The sequence below is a fragment of the Mesorhizobium sp. P171375 genome, from assembly GCF_057786075.1.
Genome location: NZ_JBYNWF010000001.1, coordinates 3496870 through 3517669 on the forward strand (window position 1 = coordinate 3496870; position 20800 = coordinate 3517669).

A 20800-nucleotide genomic window follows, 5' to 3' on the forward strand; every position below is an offset into this window, starting at 1 on the left:
AATTTGGCGGGAAGGCAAGGGTAGGACGCCGTTCCAGCATCCTTGGCGTCGCAGGATCGAAAAACGCCGGGCGTCAACTTGTATGGGCGAGCTTGTCCACCGTTTCGGGGAAGAAGTCGGGCGCGGCCTTACGCTTGCCGAACATCATGTCGTATTGCAGCAGGCGGAAATCGTTGATCGCCGGATCGATGTCCTTCTGCCGCGCCCAGTCGGGCGTCGCTTCGCCTGACGGTGTCAGCAGGAGATTGCGATCGACGACGCGATAGCGTTCGCGCAGCGCGCCGAGGAAGCCGGTGTAGTAGGGGTGCGTGATCCCGGCGGTGGTCAGGATGTGGTAGGGCAGGAAGGCCGGGCTGACCGCGCCCATATCCTGCGCCGGGCCGGTGCGGTTCGACCAGATGATCAGCGGCGTCTGGTGGTGCTCAAGTGCGGCCTCCGGCGTCGGCTCCTTGCGCGGCGCGACATTGTCTTTGAGGAAGCCGGTCTCGACATAGACGGGACCAAGCGGCGGCAGATGGTCGCCGAAGAAGGCTATGACCGTCGGCCGCTCGCGCTTCTTCGCCCATTCGATCAGCCGCTCGAGGCCACGGTCGGCATCGGCCGAACCCTCGGCGTAGCTGAGCAGCGATTCCCGCGCCCATGTGCTGATGGGTGCCGCGACCTTGTGGGTCGGGTTGTAGTAGCGGTACGGCTCGTAGGGGCCGTGGTTCTGCAGGCTGACGGCGAAGAAGAACACCGGGTCCTCGCTGGCGTCGGCCTCTGCGATGATCTCGTCGGTCATTGCCGCGTCGGAGGCCAGCGGCCCGCGCTTCTCCAGCGGCGGCAGCGTCTCTTCCGAGCGGAAATCGTTGAAGCCGAAATCGGCATAGACCGCGCCGCGATTCCAGAACCAGTTGGTGCCGGGATGGATGGCGCGCGCCCGATAACCTTCGCTTTTCAGGAAGGTCGCCAGCGACGGCGTCGGCGTGCGCACATATTGCTGATAGGGGATCGAGCCCGCCGGCAGGAAGGCATTGGAAAAGCCGGTCAGCGCCTCGAATTCGATGTTGGCGGTCATGCCGCCGAATTCCGGCGAGAACATGTAGCCCGAGCGCAAAGCGCGCACATTGGGGATCGGGTCCGGCGTGATGGTGACGCCGGGCAGCTTGGTCGGATCCCAGAAGGATTCGCTCATCACCACGATGATGTCGGGTTTCTCATCCGGCACCGAGGCCGTCACCTCAGGCCTGTCGATCGCATCGATCGCCTTGTCGGAATAGCCCACTGGCGCCGAGACATGCGCCATCGGCACGTTGAGCGCGAAAGCCAGCGCAAACCCGTTGGAGGCATAGTTTTCCTTCTGGTCCCACATGATCGGGATGATCTGCAGCCGGTCGCGGGTCCACGAGAAGGTGGCGTAGTCCATGATCGAAACGAAGAAGGCGAGCAGCGGCACCGCCAGCGTCAACCGCGCCAGGCGCCCCTTGCGGCTGAGGATCGGCACCTTGCGGCGCCACACCCGCCAGCCATAGATCAGCAGCGACAGGCCGGCGACGATGCCGACGGCCATGGCCACCGCCGTCCAGGGCCGCTCGCGCACCAGAAGCGGCATCAACGCCATGATCTGGCGCGAATAGAGGAAATCGGTCGGGTAGAGCGGATCGCCGAGATAGTGCGACTTCTGGTGCCCGACAAAGGCCAGCGCCAGCGTCAGCGGCGCCACGATCATCAGGCTTTGGTGGCTGCGGCCAAGCACGGCGTCCAGTCCGATCAGCACCAGCGCAAAGACGATGATGGTGGTCCAGCCCGGCTTGAAGGGTTGCAGGAAGAAGTCGACCGTGCCGAAAAAGTCGCCGCGCACGATCCATTCGATGGCGAACACCAGAACGGCGGAAGCAAGCAGCGTGACCAGACCGTAGCGGATGACAGGCCATCTGCGCCCCGGCAGGTAGCCGGTGGACGGATCGTCTTCCAAGAACTGTGGCGCGGGTACTGCCGCGCCCTTCCTGATCCTTGCCACTTCTCTTCTTCCCCCGGCCCAAGCAACGCGTTTTTCCACTCGCGTCACCGTTCTGTCATAGAACTGTCATGCAAAAGCTAGCGCCTGTGGCGGAAATAAGAAGAGCCAGCAAACGATTCGTGAGCGGTTTTCATCAGGAGTGATCGGCAAAAAGCCTTTCAGAACAGGGACTCGAGGTCAGCTGCCGGGTGGAACGAGGGCCGAAATGCTGCTCGCGGGCTTGACTTGGCGGTCCGCCTTGCGTCACAGGCAGGAAAAATCAGCCGCTGGAGAGAGCCCAAATGGCCGTTGCATTCACCTTTCCGGGACAAGGCAGCCAGGCTGTCGGCATGGGCAAGGACCTCGCCGACGCCTTCCCCGAGGCGCGCAGGGTCTTCGAGGAAGTCGATGAGGCGCTGGGCGAAAAGCTGTCGACATTGATCTGGGAAGGCCCTGAAGAGACGCTGACCTTGACCGCCAATGCCCAGCCGGCGCTGATGGCAGTATCGCTGGCTGCGGTGCGGGCACTGGAAGCGCGCGGTTTTTCGCTGAAGGACAAGGTCGCCTACGTTGCCGGCCATTCGCTCGGCGAATATTCCGCCCTTGCCGCCGCCGGTTTCGTCTCGGTCGCCGATGCCGCCCGGCTGCTGCGCATTCGCGGCGATGCCATGCAGGCGGCGGTGCCGGCCGGTGAGGGCGCGATGGCGGCGATCATCGGACTGGAACAGCCTGACGTCGAAGCCGCTTGCACTGAAGCGGCAGCCGGCTCCGGCAAGGTCTGCCAGATCGCCAACGACAATGGCGGCGGCCAGCTGGTGATCTCCGGCGCCAAGGCGGCGGTGGAACTCGCCGCGAAACTGTGCACCGAGAAGGGCGCCAAGCGGGCGCTGATGCTGCAGGTCTCCGCCCCCTTCCACTCGGCGCTGATGGCGCCGGCGGCCACTGTGATGCGCGAGGCGATGGCCGGGGTAGCCAAGCATGCGCCGGTGGTTCCAGTCGTTTCCAACGTTACCGTGACCCCGACCAGCGATCCCGATGAGATCGCTCGGCGGCTTGTCGAGCAGATCACCGGCCGCGTGCGCTGGCGCGAAACGGTGGAGTGGTTCGGCGCCAACGGCGTCGCTACACTCTATGAGATCGGCGCCGGCAAGGTGCTGTCGGGCCTGGCACGACGCATCAACCGCGACATCGCTACCGCAGCCGTCGGCACTCCTGCCGATGTCGAGGCGGCGCAGGCCGCGCTTGCATAATCCACTGGCGATTCGACCCCTCCCATGGGAAGGGTGTTCTCTTAAGATCAGGAGACGAAAATGTTCGAACTGACCGGCCGCAAGGCGCTTGTCACCGGCGCATCGGGTGGCATTGGCGAGGCGATTGCCCGGGTGCTGCATGCGCAAGGCGCCATTGTCGGCCTGCACGGCACCCGCATCGAGAAATTGGAGACCCTGGCAGCCGAGCTCGGCGACCGGGTAAAACTGTTTCCAGCCAATTTGTCGAACCGCGACGAGGTCAAGGCGCTTGGCCAGAAGGCGGAAGCCGAACTCGAAGGCGTCGATATACTGGTCAACAATGCCGGCATCACCAAGGACGGCCTGTTCGTGCGGATGTCGGATGCCGATTGGGACAGTGTGCTCGAGGTCAACCTGACCGCCGTGTTTCGGCTGACCCGTGAACTCACCCATCCGATGATGCGCCGCCGGCATGGCCGCATCATCAACATCACCTCGGTGGTCGGTGTCACCGGCAACCCAGGCCAGACCAATTATTGCGCTTCCAAGGCCGGCATGATCGGCTTTTCCAAGTCGTTGGCGCAGGAGATCGCCACCCGCAACATCACCGTCAACTGCGTCGCCCCGGGCTTCATCGAATCGGCCATGACCGACAAGCTCAACGACAAGCAGAAAGACGCGATCATGGCGGCGATTCCGACGCGCCGCATGGGCACGAGTGTTGAAGTGGCGTCTGCCGTCGCCTATCTCGCCTCCAACGAAGCCGCCTACGTCACCGGCCAGACCATCCATGTCAACGGCGGCATGGCGATGATTTGACGGGAGATGGCCGGGTTATAAGAAGACGTGGCCGGCTTGTGAAAAGAGACCATTTCGCCTTGGACCTTAGCCAATTTTCGTGTAATGCGGCCCGCAACCCGGCGGTTCGGGCAAAAACCGGTCCGGTGCCGTTGCGTTTCCGGCAGGACCATCTTTGAGCTTGATTAGCGGCATTCTGCCCGCTAACGAAGACAGACAAACAAAAGACGAGGATGCCCCAAATGAGTGACACCGCAGAGCGCGTCAAGAAGATCGTCATCGAACATCTTGGCGTCGATGCCGACAAGGTGACGGAGCAGGCGAGCTTCATCGATGATCTGGGCGCGGACAGCCTCGACACGGTCGAACTCGTCATGGCGTTCGAAGAAGAGTTTGGCGTCGAGATTCCGGACGATGCGGCCGAGACCATCCTGACCGTCGGCGATGCCGTGAAGTACATCGACAAGGCTTCGGCCTGACGCTATCCGCAGTCATCACCGGGGAGGACCTGCGATGAGGCGTGTCGTCGTCACGGGCCTTGGCCTTGTTTCGCCATTCGGCATGGGCTTCGAGCACAGCTGGAAGGAATTGCTGACCGGCCGCAGCGCTGCCAAGCGCGTCACCGAGTTTGAAGTGGAAGATCTTGCCTGCAAGATCGCCCACGTCATTCCACGCGGTGACGGCACCAACGGCACGCTCAATCCCGAAGCCGTGCTTGAGCCGAAGGAACTGCGCAAGATCGGCGACTTCATCCTTTACGGGATCGCGGCCGCCGACGAAGCGCTGAAGGATTCCGGCTGGGAGCCCGGCACCGAAGCCGAGCGTTGCGCCACCGGCGTCATGATCGGCTCCGGCATTGGCGGCCTCGAAGGCATCGCCGAAAACGCGCTGATCCTGCACGAGCGCGGTCCGCGCCGCATCAGCCCGTTCTTCATTCCTGGAAACATCATCAACCTGGTGTCCGGTCAGGTGTCGATCCGGCACGGGCTGAAGGGTCCCAATCACGCCGTCGTCACTGCCTGCTCAACTGGCGCGCACGCCATTGGCGATGCCGCCCGGCTGATCATCTTCGGCGATGCCGACGTGATGCTGGCCGGCGGCGCCGAATCGCCGGTGACCAGGCTTTCGCTAGCCGGCTTCGCCGCTTGCCGGGCACTGTCCACCGAGCGCAACGACACGCCTGAAAAGGCTTCGCGCCCCTATGACCGCGACCGTGACGGTTTCGTCATGGGCGAGGGCGCCGGCGTCGTCGTGCTGGAAGAACTCGAACACGCCAAGGCGCGCGGCGCCAAGATCTATGCCGAGGTTACCGGCTACGGCCTGACCGGCGACGCCTATCACATCACCGCGCCGGCCGAAGACGGCGACGGCGCCTTCCGCTGTATGACGGCGGCGCTGAACCGGGCCAAGCTGACGCCCGCCGATATCGATTACATCAACGCGCATGGCACCTCGACCATGGCCGATACGATCGAGCTCGGTGCCGTCGAGCGGCTGGTCGGTAATGCCGCCTCGAAGATCTCGATGTCATCGACCAAGTCGTCGATCGGCCATCTCCTGGGTGCCGCGGGGGCCGCCGAGGCGATCTTCTCGATCCTCGCCATCCGCGACAACATCGCACCCGCCACCATCAATCTCGACAACCCGGAACGCGAAACCGCGATCGATCTGGTAGCGAACACGCCACGCCCCCGCCAGATCGACGTGGCATTGTCCAACTCCTTCGGCTTCGGCGGCACCAACGCTTCGCTGGTTTTCCAGCGCTATATCGGCTGATTGCGGTATCGACCGGCGCGCCAGCGGTCTGTCGTCAATTTTGCCATATTCGAGCCTACTCTGCCGCTGGGGATTCGTCGCATCGGCCTGAAACCGAAGGCGTTTTTTTTGAAAGCACGATGCGTAGGCTTGAAATGTTAGGGCACGCTGTGCGTCCGACCGGACGCATGGGCGCTCTAAGAGATCAGATGGTAGGGCGCTTATGAACACCAATCCGGGCGGCAGCGGACAATTCGGACAAAACCAGCAGACCGGCCCGATCGTGCCGAAGACTGCGGCCGAGGCCTTGCGGCCGGAAGCCGGCACGCCGCCGCCGAAGCGCTCGCGCGCCTCGCGCAGCCAGGTCGTCGTGTTCATGAACTTCGTCATCTCCGCGGTGATGTTGATGATCCTCGCCGCCGGCGTCTCGCTCTATTTCGGCAAACAGGCCTTCAACGAACCTGGTCCGTCCGCCAATGGCGACACCTTCCTGGTCAAGCCGAACACCGGCGTCCAGGATATTGCCGACCAGCTCGAACGGCGTGGATTGATCACCGACGCCCGCATCTTCCGCATTGGCGTGCGCGTCTATGGCAATGATTCAGCGCTGAAGGCCGGCGAATACGAAGTCAAGCCGCGCGCCTCCATGCGCGACATCATGGAGCTTCTGAAGAGCGGCAAGTCGGTGATGTATTCGCTGACCATTCCCGAGGGCCTGACGGTCGAGCAGGCGCTGCAGCGCGTTGCCGAACAGGATGCGCTGACCGGGGACATGCCGGCGACCACGCCGGCCGAGGGCAGCCTTGCCACCGATACGTTGCGCTTCACCCGCGGCGCCACGCGCCAGCAGATGGTCGACAAGCTGCTCGCCGACCAGAAGAAGCTGGTCGACGAGGTCTGGCAGCGCCGCGCGCCCGACCTGCCTCTGGCCAATGTCGACGACTTCGTCACCTTGGCCTCGATCGTCGAAAAGGAAACCGGCCGGGGCGACGAGCGCTCGCGCGTTGCCGCCGTCTTCCTCAACCGTCTGGCCAAGGGCATGCGGCTGCAATCCGATCCGACCATCATTTACGGCCTGTTCGGTGGCAAGGGCAAACCCGCCGACCGGCCGATCTATCAGTCGGACATCGAGAAGCAGACGCCTTACAACACCTACCTGATCAACGGTCTGCCGCCGACGCCGATCGCCAATCCCGGCCGGGCCGCGCTCGAAGCCGTCGCCAACCCGTCGAAGACCGACGATCTCTATTTCGTCGCCGACGGCACCGGTGGCCATGTCTTTGCCACAACGCTTGCCGAGCACAATGAGAACGTTGCCCGCTACCGGGCGCTGCAGAAAAAGCAGGCTGAAGCTGCCGCAAAGGGCGCCAAGACCCCGGGCCAGACCGATGCGCCGGCGGATGGCGATGACAGCGGTGACGCCAGTGGCGATGCCGGCGGCGACAGCGGGGACGCCGGCGGCGATGCGGGTGCCGCCCAGTAGCAGACCGGCGCTTTTTGGCGGAGTGACCTTGCGCCTTGCGGACATGGGCGACGCGCTGGTGCTTTGAGCGCCCAGCGCGGTTCGAAGCGTCTTTGGCCTTGCTCTGATGGCTCTGCAGATTTCAGTACTGCGAGATCAAAACGATACCGGAAATCAACACCTTGCCGGTATTCCGATTCTGACATTCGCGCTCCCCGTGATATCGAACGCGAGCGGGATTTCAGAATTGGAACATCAGGAGACACGAGCCGCATCATGAATTTGCAGAGCATGACCGGATTTGCACGCGCCGTCGGCGAGCACGACGGCGCCTCGATCGCCTGGGAGGTCAAGTCGGTCAACGGCAAGAGCGTCGAGGTCAGGCTGCGGCTGCCGCAAGGTTTTGAGCGGCTCGAGCCGGCGGTCCGGCAGACGCTGCAGAAGCGCTTTTCGCGCGGCAATTTCCAGGCGACCCTGACCGTCGGCCGTGCCGCCGGCCAGCAGGTGCAGCCGGTGGTCAACGAAGTCTTCCTCCGGGATCTGGCCGGATTGGCCAAGCGGCTGCAGGACCAGTTCGGTGTTGCCCCGGCGACCGCCGACGGCCTGCTTTCCCTGCGCGGCGTGCTGGACATCCCCGAAAGCAACGAAACCGAGGAGGTGCGGGCAGCGCTCGACGCGGCAATCCTGTCAGCGCTCGAAACCGCACTTACCGGTCTCGAGCAGGCGCGCCAAAGCGAAGGTGAAGCGCTGCGCTCGCTGCTTTCCGGTCACATCGACGCCATCGAGGCGCTGACGCGCAAGGCCGAGGCCGACCCGTCGCGTGAACCGGCGGCAATCCGCGAGCGGATCGCCGAACAGGTGCGGCTGCTGATGGATGCGTCGGCCAATCTCGATGCCGTTCGGCTGCACATGGAAGCGGCGTTCCTGGCCACCAAGGCCGATATTCGCGAAGAAATCGACCGGCTGAAGACACATGTGGCGTCGGGCCGGGTGCTGCTGGCAAATGGCGGCGCCATCGGCCGCAAGCTCGATTTTCTGGCGCAGGAATTCAACCGCGAATCGAATACGCTGTGTTCGAAGTCGAACGCCGCCACTGTCACCGCCATCGGGCTGGAGCTCAAGGCGGTGGTCGACCAATTTCGCGAACAGGTCCAGAATCTGGAGTAGCCCAAAATGGGTGCCAAGGAGCCGATGGTTGCCAGGGATCTGGGGTCCCGCATTCGCCGACGCGGGCTGATGCTCGTCCTGTCGTCGCCGTCCGGCGCAGGCAAGTCGACGATCGCGCGCAACCTGCTGGAAAGCGACGGCAGCCTGGAACTGTCGGTCTCGGTCACCACCAGGCCACGCCGCGGCTCGGAGATCGAAGGCGTCCACTACCACTTCCGCACCATGCGCGAGTTCGAGCGGCTACGCGATTCCGACGCGCTGCTGGAATGGGCCGAGGTGCACGGCAATTGCTATGCGACACCGCGTGAGCCGGCCGAACTGGCGTTGGCGCAAGGACGCGACATGCTGTTCGACATCGACTGGCAAGGCGCCCAGCAGCTCAAGGAGAAGATGCGCGCCGACATCGTCTCGATCTTCATCCTGCCGCCGTCGATGAAGGAATTGAAGGCGCGGCTGAAGCGCCGCGCCGAGGACCAGGAACAGGTGATCGAGACCAGGCTGAAGAACGCCCGCAACGAGATCGAGCACTGGAAGGAATACGACTTCGTCATCGTCAACGACGATCTCGACCGCGCCTTCGCCGAAGTGCGCGGCATAGTCACTGCCGAGCGGCTGCGACGGGATAGGCGGCCGGGTTTGTTTGATTTCGTCTCGGGGCTGCTGGACGAGAAGACAGTGTGAGGGCAGAGCGCTGATCTCCCCCACGAGGGGGGAGATCAGCAGTATCTCAAACGGCGTTCGTCAACCGCACGAACTCCTCGACGCTGAGCGTCTCCGCCCGCCGGGTCGGATCGATGTTGGCGCGCATAAGCAGTGCCTCACCCCCCAGGCTCTTCACGCTCTGCCGCAGCATCTTCCGGCGCTGGCCGAAGGCGGCTTCGGTGACGCGGCCGAGTTTTTTCACGTCGGCCGCCAGCGGGCTGGCACGCGGCACCAGATGCACCACCGAGGAGGTCACCTTGGGAGGCGGCGTGAAAGCTTGCGGTGGCACGTCGAAGGCGATCCTCGCTTCAGTCCGCCAGCCCGCCAGAACGCCGAGCCGGCCATAGGCGTCGCTGCCGGCGCCGGCGACAATCCGCTCGGCCACCTCGCGCTGGAACATCAGCGTCATCGATTGATAGAAGGGCGGCCAGTCGGTGACGGTCAGCCAACGGATCAACAGCTCGGTGCCGATATTGTAGGGCAGGTTGGCGGCAATCCTCACCGGGCCGCCGCCTTGCGACGCGGCACTGGCAAGAGTGGCAAAATCCGTCTTCAGCGCGTCGCCGCTGATCACCTCAAGCCGGCCCGGATAGTGGTTGGAGACCTCGGCAAGCGCCGCCAGGCAGCGTTCGTCGCGTTCGATGGCGATAACGCGCCGGGCACCGGCAGAGAGCAGCGCCCTGGTCAGCCCGCCGGGGCCGGGGCCGACCTCGATCACCGTGCTGTCGCTAAGGTCACCGGCGGCGCGCGCGATCTTGCCGGTCAGATTGAGGTCGAGCAGGAAATTCTGGCCAAGCGCTTTCTTTGCCTGCAGCCCGTGGCGCTCGATCACCTCGCGCAGTGGCGGCAGCCCATCAATGCTCATGCGGCTGCGACCTTTATGCCGGTATCGGCCAGCCGGCGGGCCAGCTTCAGCGCCGCGATCAGGCTGTCGGGACGTGCGATGCCTTTGCCGGCGATGTCGAAGGCTGTGCCGTGATCGGGCGAAGTGCGAATGAACGGCAGGCCAAGCGTGACGTTGACCGCCTCGTCGAAGGCCAGCGCCTTGGCCGGGATCAACGCCTGGTCGTGATACATGCAGATCGCCACGTCGTAGCCGGCACGGGCGCGCGCATGAAACATCGTATCGGCCGGCAGCGGCCCGAAGGCGTCGATGCCTTGCGCGCGCAGGATCTCGACCGCCGGACGGATGATGCGCTCATCCTCCGTCCCCATGGTGCCGCTCTCGCCTGCATGCGGATTGAGGCCGGCAAGTGCGAGCCTCGGCCTGGCGATGCCGAAGCGGCTTGCAAGATCGGCGGCGGTGATGCGCGAGATCGCAACGATCAGCTCCGTCGTCAGCACCTTCGGCACCTCGGCCAGCGCAATGTGGATGGTGACCGGAACGGTGCGCAATTCGGGGCCCGCGAGCAGCATCACCGGGGTTACCGCGCCACCGGTGTGGAGAGAGGCCAGATGCGCCAGATATTCGGTGTGGCCGGGAAAGCCGAAGCCGGCATCGTAAAGCGGCTTCTTGGCAATCGGACAGGTGACGACCGCGGCCGCGTGGCCGGCAAGGCAGTCGGCGACGGCGCTGTCGATGGCCTCGATGGTGCCGGCGGCATTGGCCGCGTCAGGCCGGCCGGGATCGTCGGTGAAGCGGGCCGCCAGCGGCACCACGGGCAAAGCGTGTTGAAAGACATCAGCTGCTTGCGCCGGCACCGTCTCCGCGATTGCCACTTCGGCGCCGATCCGGCGCGCCCGCGCGGCGATCAGCGCCGGGTCGGCGAGAAGATAGAAGGGTGCCGCACCCGAATCGTGGGCGCTCTGCCACGCGGCAATGGCGATTTCCGGCCCGACGCCGGACGGATCGCCGACGCTCAGTGCAAGCGGAAGCTCTGTCTCACGCACGGCCAGGCCGGTTTCAGCGCGTGACGATCTTGGCTTTCGCCTTCAGCTCCTCGACATATTTGGCCGAGAGGTCGTCGGCGTTCTTGTCGCCGGTGCTTTCGCTCTGGAACACCATCTGGGCAGCCTTGTCGTCGGAGACCTCGCGCGACGAGCAGATGCCGATGAATTCGATGCCGCGATCGGTCTCGCGCACGGCCGTGGCGCCGCCCAGCTTGGTGGCCTTGATCTGCTCGGCCCAGTCCGGCGGCAGTTGCGGCGCCAGCACCCTGGGGAGATCGCGAACGGTGACGTCGATCAGGCCCTTGGCGAATTCGCGCGTGGTGGCGCAGCCGTTGAAGCGGGCGCGCATGGCCTCGGCCTCACGCTTGCGCTTGGCGAGTGTGGCGCTGCGCTCGGCCTTCGGCACCACGAAGATCACCTGCTGCAGCATGTACTCGGTGGCGCTCGGCTTGGCGCCGCCTTTTTCGAGCATGTGCTTGACCAGGTCCTGTTCGCTCATCTGTCCGCCGCCGCCGCTATAGCGTGCGCTCAGCGCCTGGTTCCACGCCATCTGGGCGCGGATGAATTCCTTGAAATGCTCCTTGGTAACGCCGGACTGCGTCATGACGCCGTCCAATTGCTTGAGCTGCATCTTGTTGGTCGAGGCAAAGCGCTGATAGGCGGCCTCGACCTGGGCGTCGGTGATGCGGATGCCGAGGCGCTTGGCCTCGGCCATGCGCAGCGTCTGGTCGATCATCTCCTTGCCTGCGTCGCCCTTCTTGCGCTGCAGTTTCAGGAAGGCAGCCCGGTGCGCAATGTCGCCGCTGGTGATCGGTATGTTGTTGACGACATACTTGATTTCACTGGCGAAGGCCGGCGGCGTCATCATGGTGACTGAGATCGAGGTCGCCGCTATCAGGAGCGCGAATCCTGCCGAAAACAGGTATTTCCTCATCGAAAGCATCCCAATTCTAAGCCCGGTTTTGGATGACCGAAACCCGTGCCCGCTTTATACGGCAAAACGATGTCGTCAGCCGGCTCTACTGGATGGTGTCGATCGAGTTTTGTGACGAGCCGAAATCGCCGAGCGTGCGGAACGACAGGTTGAAGCCGACATTCTGCGACACTTCCCTGGTGTTGATGTCGCGCGATTCCGAGAACGTCATCAGATAGGTGAAGCAGGAATCGTTGTAGGCAAAGCCGACGCCGTCCTTGACCAGCACGCTTTGCTGCAGGTCGTAGGTGCCTGTGCCGAAGACGCGCCAGTTTTCAGCCAGGTGCGTCGAGGCGCCGAGCGTGACTTCGTGGCGATCGGTGGTGAAACCGTAGAGCGGCTGCGCCTGGATGAAGGCGTATTTGGCGCTCAGCGAAACCGGCAGGCCGGAATAGGCGGCCTTCACCTCGGCGCGGCGAACTTCGAAGCTCTGCTCGTCGAAGCGGCCGCTGAACGAGCCTGAGAAGCCGCTCGGGCTGCTGAACCCGATAAGGCCGACATAATCGGAGGTCGAAGTCTCCAGGCCGGAATCGGCACCCGCATTGACCAGATCCGGTGAATCGAACGAATTGCGTCCGCCCAGCTGGTAGGACTGGCCAAAGATGGCGTTGGTGCCCCAGCCATTGTCATAGGCGCCCGAATAGCGAAACCCGACATTGGCGCGGCTGCCGCCTTCGACGCGGTCGTAGCCGGAGAACTTGTCGCGCTCGAACAGCGTCGTGGCGTCGAAGACGAAGCTCTGTGCATCCTCGTTGGGAACGGCCAGGCCGCCGACATACTGTTCGTTTGGGCGCATGAAGACCTGCGCCATCGGCTCGACGACATGGCTGGAGCCGGTCATCGAGAACAGCACCGGCCAGCGCATTTCAAGTCCGGCGGTCGCCATGTAACGGGCAAAGGAAGACCGCATGTCGGCGGTGGTGTCTATTCGAGGATCGGCGGCCATCGCATTAATGGCAGCGAGCGAACCTGAGGATGCATTGAGATAGTCGACGTCACCCTGCAGAGCCAAGAGAGGCGTCAGTTGCAATCCGCCGTCCGTGGTGAAGGTGCGCTTCCACTCTGCCTCGGCGGTGAAGCGGCCCGACTCGCCCTCTATGCCGCGCACGCGCTGGACGCCCGAGGCCGGCACGTAGGGGGTAAAATAGGCCTGATCGAGATCGTCACGGCGGATGACTCGCGCATTGACGTTGAACGACAGTTGGCCGCCGGCTACCGACATGTCGGGGATATAGGCATAGTCAAGCGACGGCAGCACCCAGGGCTGCTTGTCGCTGCGCGACGAGATGTTGCTGTCCAGCGCGTTTTCCTGAACCTGGAAGCGCATGGCGCGCACATCGAAATAATTGCGGCCGTTGAGGCCGGTCAGGTAGACCGACGATTGATGCACGGCGTCGTTGTAGCCGTCGATCGTATAGGTACGCGAGAAATTCTTGTCGCTCTGCAGCAGGATGTCCCAACCGAAGTCCCAGCGCGGATTGATGGCGAACTGGCCTTTGGTGCCCATCATGCCGCGAAACTTGTTGGGATCGCCGACATCGCCCGAATTGACATTGTGGCCAGCGCTAGTGGGGAAAGCGGAGCCATCGATGAAGGCGTTGGGGTCTTGCTGACGGATGCCGGCGATCTTCAGCGTGTACTGGCCATTGTTGAAGCGCTGGCGCCACTCGGCCTCGCCGAGGAAACCCTGCTTGGTATAGCCGCTGCCGGTGACGGTGAGATCGTAGGTCGGCGACAGTGCGAAATAGTAGGGGACTTTGACGCCGACGCCGAGTTCGTTGTTGAAGGCGATGCTGGGGATCAGGAAGCCGCTTTTGCGCTTGACCGTCGGGTCGGCGATCTCGAATGCCGGCAGATAGGCCAGCGGGAAGCCGAAGAATTCGAAATTCGCGTTCTCGAAGCGAACCGTCTTCTTTTCGCCGTTCCAGATGATCTTCCTGGCTTTGACCCGCCAGGTCGGCGCCTTGTCCGGCTTGTCCTCGCAAGGCTCGCAGGCGGTATAGACGCCGTTGTGGAACGTCGTCAGCACGCCGCCCATGCGTTCAGCGCTTTCGGCGGCGAAATAGGCCTTTTCGGGGGTTTCGACGCGCAGCGCGTTGACGAAACCGTCGGCGAAATCGTCGGTAATATCGATGTGCTGCGAGTTGATCTTGGTGCCATCGCTGTTGACGATCTCGACATTGCCGCTGGCGACGAGCCGCTTGGTGTTGCGATCATACACGACACGCTGGGCAACGAGCTTGTTGCCGCCATAGTCGATCTGGACGCCGCCGATGGCGGTGACCGTCTGGTTGTCGTTGTTATAGACGAGCGTGTCGGCCGCCAACAGCATCTGGCTGCCGGAGGGAACCTTCGTTGCCACGTCGGTGACATCCTGCGCCAGCGCAGGAGCCATCGGCACGCCGCAAGCGAGCAGACATGCCAAGGCGCTCGCCGAATAAAGGCGCGCCAAACCAGCCTGCCTATGGCTGCGCAAAGCCGCCTCCCTCACTAGCCGTCTTCCTTGTATAGCAGGAATGTCACCCCAAAGAACATAGCCACGACAACCGGAACCCATGCAGCCACGGCTGTGGGCACGAATCCCGCCACGCCGAATGCCTTGACCAATACCGAAACGACATAAAGCAGAAACCCGGCGAGGACGCCACCCAGAATCATCGTTGCCGACTGCCCCATCCTCGCAAATCGCATTGAAACTGTTGCCGCAATCAGCGTCATGGCCACAAGCAGGAACGGTAACGCCACCAGCGAATCGAACTGCATGGCGAAGGCATTTGCCTTGAGGCCGAAGGAGCGGGCAACCTCAATCTTGCCGGGAAGCTCGTAAAACGGAATGGTTTCGGGGCGCGCCAGCCTTTCCTGCACAAACTCCGGCTTGAGGTTGGTCGGCAACTGGTCCGTCGTTTCCGAGCGGATGTTGCCGTCCTTGAACACCTTGACGTCCTGCAATTCCCAGTAGCCGTCGCGCAGGAAAGCCCGCGCTGCGTCCTTGCGCTCGACGATATTGCCGTGCGGATCGAGAACGAAGAACACCGCGTCGGCCATTTCCAGGCCCTGGTTGAGGATGGCGCGGGCGCCGATGATGGTGTCACCGGTGGCGGTTTTCTGGCGGATCCACGGCGTGGCATCGGCCGCCACGGCGTTCGAATTGCCGGACCGCAGCTGGTTTTCCATCTGCTCCGACCAGGAAAAGCCGTGCGCGGCGATCGGATTGAGCACGCCGACCGACAGCCCGCCGAATAACAACGCACCGATGCAGCAGGGCAACAGGAACTGCCAGGCCGACACGCCGGCCGAACGCGCAATGACCAGCTCATACTTGCGGTTGAGCGACACCAGCGTCGCCATCGCCGAAAACAGGCCGACAAACGGCACCGTCTGCAGCATGATCATCGGCATCCTCAGCGCCGAGATGGCGACCGCCGTGCCGTAGGTAAAGCCCGGCAGGCCGGTGATGCGGCCGGACAGTTCGGTGAAGTCGATCAGGAACACCAGCGCCAGAAGGCCGATGAAGAACCAGATCGTGATCGACACGTAGCGAAAGAAGAAGTAGCGGCCCAAGGTCCAGCCCATCGTCAGGCTCCCTGGCCGGATGTGTAGCGCCGGGTGAGGCGCAGCTTCAGCGCCGTCCAGCCATCGGTGACGCGGCCGGCGAAATTCGTCAGCCAGTCGGCCCAGCTGCCGGGCAGTTCCATGCTTCGTGAGGTGACGATGAACCAGATGGCGATCGCCGAGGCGACGATCGGCACGCCATAGACCATGTAGGTATATTGCGGGATCTTGTCAGCTTTCCCGGCGGCAAAAAAGCCCAGCCAGCGCACGAACAGCGCAATGGCAATGGCTGTGATCAGCGGATGGATGCGCGCCTCGCGGTGTGAGCGCGCGTCGCCTGCCACGGCCAACGCGATCAGCGCGAAAACCAGCGAGTACGACCATTCGGAAAAGCGCTGGTCAAGCTCGGCCTTGTAGGCGCCGGGCCTGCGCTGGAAGATCTTGTCGTTGGCGTCCGGGTTGAGCAGATACTGCGTCGTTCGGTCCTTGGGCAGGAGCAGGATATCGTTCGCCGCCGACATGAAGGCGGACAGATCGAAGGCGTAGGAGGTGAAGCGGATGACCGACAGGTCACCGGTCAGCGTCTTGCGATGAATGACGCCGTCATTCATCATCAGCACCTTCTCGTCACCCTTTTCGACGACGCTGCCGCTCTTGGCATAATAGATCAGATTGGCGCCTTCCTCGCGCGAATCGGCGACGAAGATGCCGCCAAGCCGGTTGTCCGGCAGCCGCTCGCCGATCTGCAGGAACAGCCCGTCGTCGATCTTGCGGAATGTGCCTTCCTGGATGATCAGCGACAAAAGATCGGCGCGCGAGGATGCGATCAACTGGCGGTTCTTCTGCCTGGCGTAAGGCTCGACGCCATTGTCGACGGCGAAGGAAAGGACACTGGCCGCCAGAGCGATCAGCAGGACCGGCCGAACGATCGTCCAGCGCGAGGCGCCGGCGGCGTTGATGACGGCCAGCTCCGAATCGGAATTCATGACGCTGAGCGTCTGGGCGACCGCCACCACCAGGGCGAACGGCACCACGATCGGGATGATTGTGGGGATGATGAGGGCCGCGACCTCGAAAAAGGTCAGCGCCGACTGGCCGCTGTCGGTAACGAGATCGATCCGGGCGAGCACCTGCGTCGTCCAGACAATGGCCAGCGTCCAGATCAGCGCAGCGAGAAACACCGCCAGCGCGCGACGCATGATGTAGCGTTCAACGACCTTCATGTAAGGCTTTTCTCGATTTGCCGAACGGCATCATGCCCGCAGACAAGGTAGTCGTCCGGCTGCGCCTGTACAACAGGGTCTGTTAGGCCTTTCCATCTCAGCGGATCGATCCGATTCCCGTCCCACATCGCCCGTCCCGCGGGCCGGAGTGTCGGCGGCAATGGATAAGAAAGAGAGAACATCGATGGTTAACAACAGGTTGCGGCAGGAAAGCGGGGCCGTGCCGCGACGAATCGTCATCGATTCCACAGCGCGTATGGGCCCCGATTCCGGCAAAGTCTTGCCAAATGAAGGAAAACGACCAAATGTCGCGCATCTTCCCTGAAAACGCATTCTCCCTGAAAATCTGAGCCGTTTCCGAAAGCAGGACCTGATGACTTTGAGACCATTGATCGCCTTCGCCAAATTTGCCGCGCCTAAAAAGGGCAGCGTCTTCGTGCTGGCGGCCGACGATGGCGGTCTTGGCGAGCCGGCAAAGGCCTGCGATCCGGATGGAACGCTGGCGCGGGCGTTTCCGGTGGCGGACTTTTCCGGAAAATTTGCCGGTGTCGTCGAAGTGCTGGCGCCACAGGGGACATCGCTCGACCGGCTGGTGGCGATCGGCGCCGGCAAGGTTGCCGGTCTCGATGACTTTGCCTGGCTGAAGCTTGGCGGCACCATTGCGGCGTCCCTGCGCAAGGCGACCGAAGTGACCGTCATTCTCGATGTGCCGGGCGCAAAAATTGGCGGCAAGCAAGCGGCGAACCTGGCTGCCGGCATCGTCCTGCGCAGCTACGCCTTCGACAAATACAAGACCAGGAAGGACAAGGACGACGCCGAGCCGAAGAAACCGGTCAAGGTCACCATCCACACCGCCGATCCGGCCGCCGCGAAAAAGGCCTTCGCCGACGAAGTGGCGGTGATCGATGGCGTGCTTCTCGCGCGCGATCTGGTCAACGAACCCGCCAATGCACTCGGCCCGGTCGAATTCGCCGCCCGCGCCAAGGAACTGGAAGCCCTCGGCGTCGAGGTCGAGATCCTCACCGAGAAGGAAATGAAGAAGCTCGGTATGGGCTCGCTGCTCGGTGTCGCGCAAGGCTCGCCGCGCGGCGCCCGCATGGCTGTCATGCAATGGAAGGGCGGCAAGGCCAAGGATGCACCGGTCGCCTTCGTCGGCAAGGGCGTCACCTTCGACACCGGCGGCAATTCCATGAAGCCGGCTTCCGGCATGGAAGACATGAAAGGCGATATGGGCGGTGCTGCCGCAGTCACAGGGCTCATGCAGGCGTTGGCGGCGCGCAAGGCAAAGGCCAATGTCGTCGGCATCATCGGGCTGGTGGAGAATGCCGTCGACGGCCACGCCCAGCGCCCGGGCGACATCGTCACCTCGATGTCGGGCCAGACCATCGAGGTGCTCAACACCGATGCCGAAGGCCGCCTCGTGCTGGCCGATGCGCTGTGGTACTGCAACGACCGTTTCCAGCCGAAATTCATGGTCAATCTGGCGACGCTGACCGGCGCCATCATGGTCGCGCTTGGCCAGCACTATGCCGGCCTGTTCTCCAACAATGACGAACTGTCGGACAGGTTGACGACGGCCGGCCAGGCGACGCAGGAGCGGCTGTGGCGCATGCCGCTTGGGCCCGAATACGACAAGCTGATCGATTCCAAGAGCGCCGACATGAAGAACATTGGCGGCCGCTATGGCGGCGCCATCATAGCGGCGCAGTTCCTGCAGCGCTTCGTCAAGGAAACGCCGTGGGCGCATCTCGACATCGCCGGCACCGCGATGGGCTCGCCGCCGAACGAAATCAACCAGTCCTGGGGCTCGGGTTTCGGCGTCAGGCTGCTCGACCGCCTGGTGCGCGACAATTACGAGGGATAGGGCCGGATATGGCCGACGTCCTTTTCTACCACCTGACCGAATCGACGCTGGACGATGCGCTGCCCGGCCTGCTCGAGCGCAGCGTCGATCGCGGCTGGCGCGCCGTGGTGCAGACCGGCACAGAGGAGCGGCGCGACGCGCTCGACCAGCATCTGTGGACATTCAGGGACGATTCCTTCCTGGCCCATGCGACCGACCGCGAAGCCTATCCGGCCGAGCAGCCTATCCTCCTGACCACGAGCGAAGCCAATCCGAACCAGGCGCAGATCCGTTTCCTCGTCGATGGCGCGGCACCCGCCGATCTCGCCGGCTACGAACGCGCCGTGTTCCTGTTCGACGGCCATGACGCGGCCCAGGTCGAAGGCGCCCGCACGCATTGGAAGACGTTGAAAGAGGCCGGCCACGCCGTGACCTACTGGCAGCAGACGCCCGACCGGCGCTGGGAGCGCAAGGCTTAAGGCGCGTCAGCCGTCGCTGATAGTAACCTTGTTTATCTTCGCGCCCTGCGGGAGATCTTTCACCTGCCGATGGATTTGGCCGGCGATATGCACCTTCACAACGAAAAATGTCGTTTCCACCTCTCCCAGACTCATTTCGCCGCCAAGCACCGGCGGCTTCTTGAAATCATAGCATTGGCCGGCTGCCGGGATCAGTCCGTTCTTTCGGGCGGCAAGGACAAGACCCGCCAGCAGCAACTCGTCGCGGCGCGCTTCATTCTGCAAGTCGGCCTGAAATTCCGACCAGTCTCCAGCGATCCTGGCTAACTTTCCATCCAGCATATCAAGGTGATGAATCGACCCGTCGCCAGCGCGGAAAAATATGTCGCCGAAAGCTGAAACGGCAGCTGGTTCAAGGCCGTCCAGCCCGATCCACTTCCAGCCGTCCAACGCTTCCGCGACATCCTCAGCCTGCGGTTCGACAAAAAGGAACTGAAAGTCTCGGGGCCATTCGGCTCTGATCAAGCCCTCTATACCGGCTCTGTCGGCCCCGGCTTTTCTTTCCTGTTTGGCATTGGATGAGCCAAACATTGAAGAAATAAAGCGAGAAAAAGAATTAGCCATAACCGCCTCCAATACCGGCCTTTATACTTGCGAGAGATTCTAGGCGCAATCCAACTGAAGTCCCCACAGTTCCCACGCATTCGTGTTGATGATGGCCATCACACTAGATCCGTTTTATGGATTGAGTGGATGCAGGCTCATTTGGCGGGCTGAGAATGCGGGTCAAGATCATCGGAACCGGGCGAGCCGTGCCGGCTCAATGCGTGACGTCGCGCCGTCTCGACGCGCGGCTGGGGCTTGGCGATGGCCATCTCGAAGCTGCCACCGGCGTCATTGAGCGCTATGTCTGCGAGGCCGAATCGCAGGTCGATCTCGCCTGTGCGGCGGCGCGCCTCGCACTCACCGATGCTGGCATCGATGCCAGTAGCGTTGATCTGGTGATCGGCGGTTGCGGCGTGCCTTACCAGCCACTGCCGTCGACCGCGCCGCTGGTCATGCAGCGTCTCGGTCTGGCGGATGGATCGGCCGCCGCCTTCGACGTCAACAGCACCTGCCTCGGCTTCCTCACCGCATTCGAGACGGCGTCGCGGCTGATCGAGGCCGGGCAATGCCGCACCGCGCTGGTGTTTTCTTCCGAGATCGCCTCGCGCGCTCTGCCGTGGCAGGATCAGCCGGAAATCGCGGCCTTGTTTGGTGATGGCGCGGCGGCCGCGGTGGTGCAGCAGGCAGCGCCCGGCGAGGGCAGGGTGGCGGCCAATCTGATGCGTACCTATCCCTCAGCCTATGAAGCCTGCAGCATCGGCTCCGGCGGCACGCGTTTCGACTTTCACCGTCAGCCGGAGGAATTCGCCCACCACAGCCTCTTCCACATGGACGGCAAGGAACTGTTCCGCGTCACGTCGCGCCATTTTAACGGCTTCGTTGCCGAATTGCTCGATCGTGCCGGCTGGCAGAGCGACGATGTCGATGTCGTCGTGCCTCACCAGGCAAGCCCCTTCGCGCTCGCCCACATGGCACGCCAGACTGGCTTTGCGCCGGAGAAGCTGATCGATATCGCGGCGCTCTACGGCAACCAGATCGCCGCTTCCATTCCCTTCGCGCTCGATGTCGCGCGCCGTGAGCGGCGCATTGCGCCAGGCGCCAAAGTGCTGTTCCTCGGTACCTCGGCCGGCGTGTCGTTCGGCGGCATGGCGCTGGAAGCCTGAC

Annotated in this window: 18 protein-coding genes; 10 read left to right on the forward strand and 8 right to left on the reverse strand. The window is 63.2% G+C overall.

Going from position 1 to position 20800, the window contains the following annotated elements:
* Nucleotides 1–73: 73 nt before the first annotated feature.
* Nucleotides 74–1999, reverse strand: a complete 1926-nt coding sequence (locus ACYHH6_RS16740; protein ID WP_352585053.1) for an LTA synthase family protein — start codon at nt 1997–1999, stop codon at nt 74–76.
* Between the two features lie 281 nt (nt 2000–2280).
* On the opposite strand from ACYHH6_RS16740, the gene fabD reads away from it, so the two are divergent.
* The 7 genes from fabD (at nt 2281) to gmk (ending at nt 9070) form a co-directional block, all read left to right on the forward strand.
* Complete coding sequence (gene fabD / locus ACYHH6_RS16745; RefSeq protein WP_352585055.1) at nt 2281–3228, forward strand: ACP S-malonyltransferase; 948 nt, start codon at nt 2281–2283, stop codon at nt 3226–3228.
* A 60-nt stretch (nt 3229–3288) separates the two neighbouring features.
* Nucleotides 3289–4026: a 3-oxoacyl-[acyl-carrier-protein] reductase gene (gene fabG, locus ACYHH6_RS16750; RefSeq protein WP_112560795.1), complete on the forward strand. Its 738-nt coding sequence runs from the start codon at nt 3289–3291 to the stop codon at nt 4024–4026.
* A gap of 221 nt (nt 4027–4247) precedes the next feature.
* Nucleotides 4248–4484 (forward strand): acyl carrier protein, encoded by a 237-nt coding sequence (locus ACYHH6_RS16755; RefSeq protein WP_006203723.1) that lies wholly within the window; start codon nt 4248–4250, stop codon nt 4482–4484.
* Nucleotides 4485–4518: 34 nt separating this feature from the next.
* Nucleotides 4519–5781, forward strand: a complete 1263-nt coding sequence (gene fabF / locus ACYHH6_RS16760) for a beta-ketoacyl-ACP synthase II (protein WP_352585057.1) — start codon at nt 4519–4521, stop codon at nt 5779–5781.
* Nucleotides 5782–5983: 202 nt separating this feature from the next.
* Nucleotides 5984–7243, forward strand: coding sequence for an endolytic transglycosylase MltG (gene mltG, locus ACYHH6_RS16765; RefSeq protein WP_352585059.1), 1260 nt, complete (start codon nt 5984–5986; stop codon nt 7241–7243).
* A 255-nt stretch (nt 7244–7498) separates the two neighbouring features.
* Nucleotides 7499–8389, forward strand: coding sequence for a YicC/YloC family endoribonuclease (locus ACYHH6_RS16770; RefSeq protein ID WP_352585061.1), 891 nt, complete (start codon nt 7499–7501; stop codon nt 8387–8389).
* A gap of 6 nt (nt 8390–8395) precedes the next feature.
* Nucleotides 8396–9070, forward strand: coding sequence for a guanylate kinase (gene gmk / locus ACYHH6_RS16775; protein ID WP_246691276.1), 675 nt, complete (start codon nt 8396–8398; stop codon nt 9068–9070).
* A 46-nt stretch (nt 9071–9116) separates the two neighbouring features.
* On the opposite strand, the gene rsmA is transcribed toward gmk, so the two are convergent.
* From rsmA to lptF, 6 genes are all read right to left on the reverse strand, one after another.
* Entirely contained in the window at nt 9117–9956 is an 840-nt protein-coding gene (gene rsmA, locus ACYHH6_RS16780) for a 16S rRNA (adenine(1518)-N(6)/adenine(1519)-N(6))-dimethyltransferase RsmA (protein WP_352585063.1), read from the reverse strand.
* Nucleotides 9953–10981 carry a 4-hydroxythreonine-4-phosphate dehydrogenase PdxA gene (pdxA, locus tag ACYHH6_RS16785; protein WP_352585064.1) on the reverse strand — a complete coding sequence of 343 codons (1029 nt, stop codon included), beginning with the start codon at nt 10979–10981 and terminating at the stop codon, nt 9953–9955. The genes rsmA and pdxA overlap by 4 nt, the downstream gene beginning before the upstream one ends.
* Before the next feature lie 13 nt (nt 10982–10994).
* Nucleotides 10995–11924: a peptidylprolyl isomerase gene (locus tag ACYHH6_RS16790; protein WP_352585066.1), complete on the reverse strand. Its 930-nt coding sequence runs from the start codon at nt 11922–11924 to the stop codon at nt 10995–10997.
* 76 nt (nt 11925–12000) lie between these two features.
* Nucleotides 12001–14445, reverse strand: a complete 2445-nt coding sequence (locus tag ACYHH6_RS16795; protein ID WP_352585069.1) for an LPS-assembly protein LptD — start codon at nt 14443–14445, stop codon at nt 12001–12003.
* On the reverse strand, nt 14445–15527 hold the full coding sequence (gene lptG, locus ACYHH6_RS16800) for an LPS export ABC transporter permease LptG (RefSeq protein ID WP_352585071.1): 1083 nt from the start codon (nt 15525–15527) through the stop codon (nt 14445–14447). The genes ACYHH6_RS16795 and lptG overlap by 1 nt, the downstream gene beginning before the upstream one ends.
* A 2-nt stretch (nt 15528–15529) precedes the next feature.
* Entirely contained in the window at nt 15530–16729 is a 1200-nt protein-coding gene (lptF, locus tag ACYHH6_RS16805) for an LPS export ABC transporter permease LptF (protein ID WP_352585073.1), read from the reverse strand.
* A gap of 373 nt (nt 16730–17102) precedes the next feature.
* Between lptF and ACYHH6_RS16810 the strand changes: the two genes are divergently transcribed.
* Nucleotides 17103–18593, forward strand: coding sequence for a leucyl aminopeptidase (locus tag ACYHH6_RS16810; protein WP_352585075.1), 1491 nt, complete (start codon nt 17103–17105; stop codon nt 18591–18593).
* Between the two features lie 8 nt (nt 18594–18601).
* Entirely contained in the window at nt 18602–19051 is a 450-nt protein-coding gene (locus ACYHH6_RS16815) for a DNA polymerase III subunit chi (protein WP_352585077.1), read from the forward strand.
* A 6-nt stretch (nt 19052–19057) separates the two neighbouring features.
* Here ACYHH6_RS16815 and ACYHH6_RS16820 read toward each other — a convergent pair whose 3' ends face one another.
* A complete protein-coding gene (locus ACYHH6_RS16820) occupies nt 19058–19654 on the reverse strand; it encodes a T6SS immunity protein Tdi1 domain-containing protein (RefSeq protein WP_352585079.1) in 597 nt (198 codons plus the stop codon).
* A gap of 155 nt (nt 19655–19809) precedes the next feature.
* Between ACYHH6_RS16820 and ACYHH6_RS16825 the strand changes: the two genes are divergently transcribed.
* Nucleotides 19810–20799 carry a 3-oxoacyl-ACP synthase III family protein gene (locus ACYHH6_RS16825; RefSeq protein WP_352585081.1) on the forward strand — a complete coding sequence of 330 codons (990 nt, stop codon included), beginning with the start codon at nt 19810–19812 and terminating at the stop codon, nt 20797–20799.
* The last annotated feature ends 1 nt before the right edge of the window (nt 20800 follow it).

Coding starts and splice junctions, on each gene's coding strand:
- fabD (WP_352585055.1), top strand. CDS start 2,281: ATGGCCGTTGCATTCACCTTTCCGGGACAAGGCAGCCAGGCTGTCGGC.
- fabG (WP_112560795.1), top strand. CDS start 3,289: ATGTTCGAACTGACCGGCCGCAAGGCGCTTGTCACCGGCGCATCGGGT.
- ACYHH6_RS16755 (WP_006203723.1), top strand. CDS start 4,248: ATGAGTGACACCGCAGAGCGCGTCAAGAAGATCGTCATCGAACATCTT.
- fabF (WP_352585057.1), top strand. CDS start 4,519: ATGAGGCGTGTCGTCGTCACGGGCCTTGGCCTTGTTTCGCCATTCGGC.
- mltG (WP_352585059.1), top strand. CDS start 5,984: ATGAACACCAATCCGGGCGGCAGCGGACAATTCGGACAAAACCAGCAG.
- ACYHH6_RS16770 (WP_352585061.1), top strand. CDS start 7,499: ATGAATTTGCAGAGCATGACCGGATTTGCACGCGCCGTCGGCGAGCAC.
- gmk (WP_246691276.1), top strand. CDS start 8,396: ATGGGTGCCAAGGAGCCGATGGTTGCCAGGGATCTGGGGTCCCGCATT.
- rsmA (WP_352585063.1), bottom strand. CDS start 9,956: ATGAGCATTGATGGGCTGCCGCCACTGCGCGAGGTGATCGAGCGCCAC.
- ACYHH6_RS16790 (WP_352585066.1), bottom strand. CDS start 11,924: ATGCTTTCGATGAGGAAATACCTGTTTTCGGCAGGATTCGCGCTCCTG.
- lptG (WP_352585071.1), bottom strand. CDS start 15,527: ATGGGCTGGACCTTGGGCCGCTACTTCTTCTTTCGCTACGTGTCGATC.
- lptF (WP_352585073.1), bottom strand. CDS start 16,729: ATGAAGGTCGTTGAACGCTACATCATGCGTCGCGCGCTGGCGGTGTTT.
- ACYHH6_RS16810 (WP_352585075.1), top strand. CDS start 17,103: ATGACTTTGAGACCATTGATCGCCTTCGCCAAATTTGCCGCGCCTAAA.
- ACYHH6_RS16815 (WP_352585077.1), top strand. CDS start 18,602: ATGGCCGACGTCCTTTTCTACCACCTGACCGAATCGACGCTGGACGAT.
- ACYHH6_RS16820 (WP_352585079.1), bottom strand. CDS start 19,654: ATGGCTAATTCTTTTTCTCGCTTTATTTCTTCAATGTTTGGCTCATCC.
- ACYHH6_RS16825 (WP_352585081.1), top strand. CDS start 19,810: ATGCGGGTCAAGATCATCGGAACCGGGCGAGCCGTGCCGGCTCAATGC.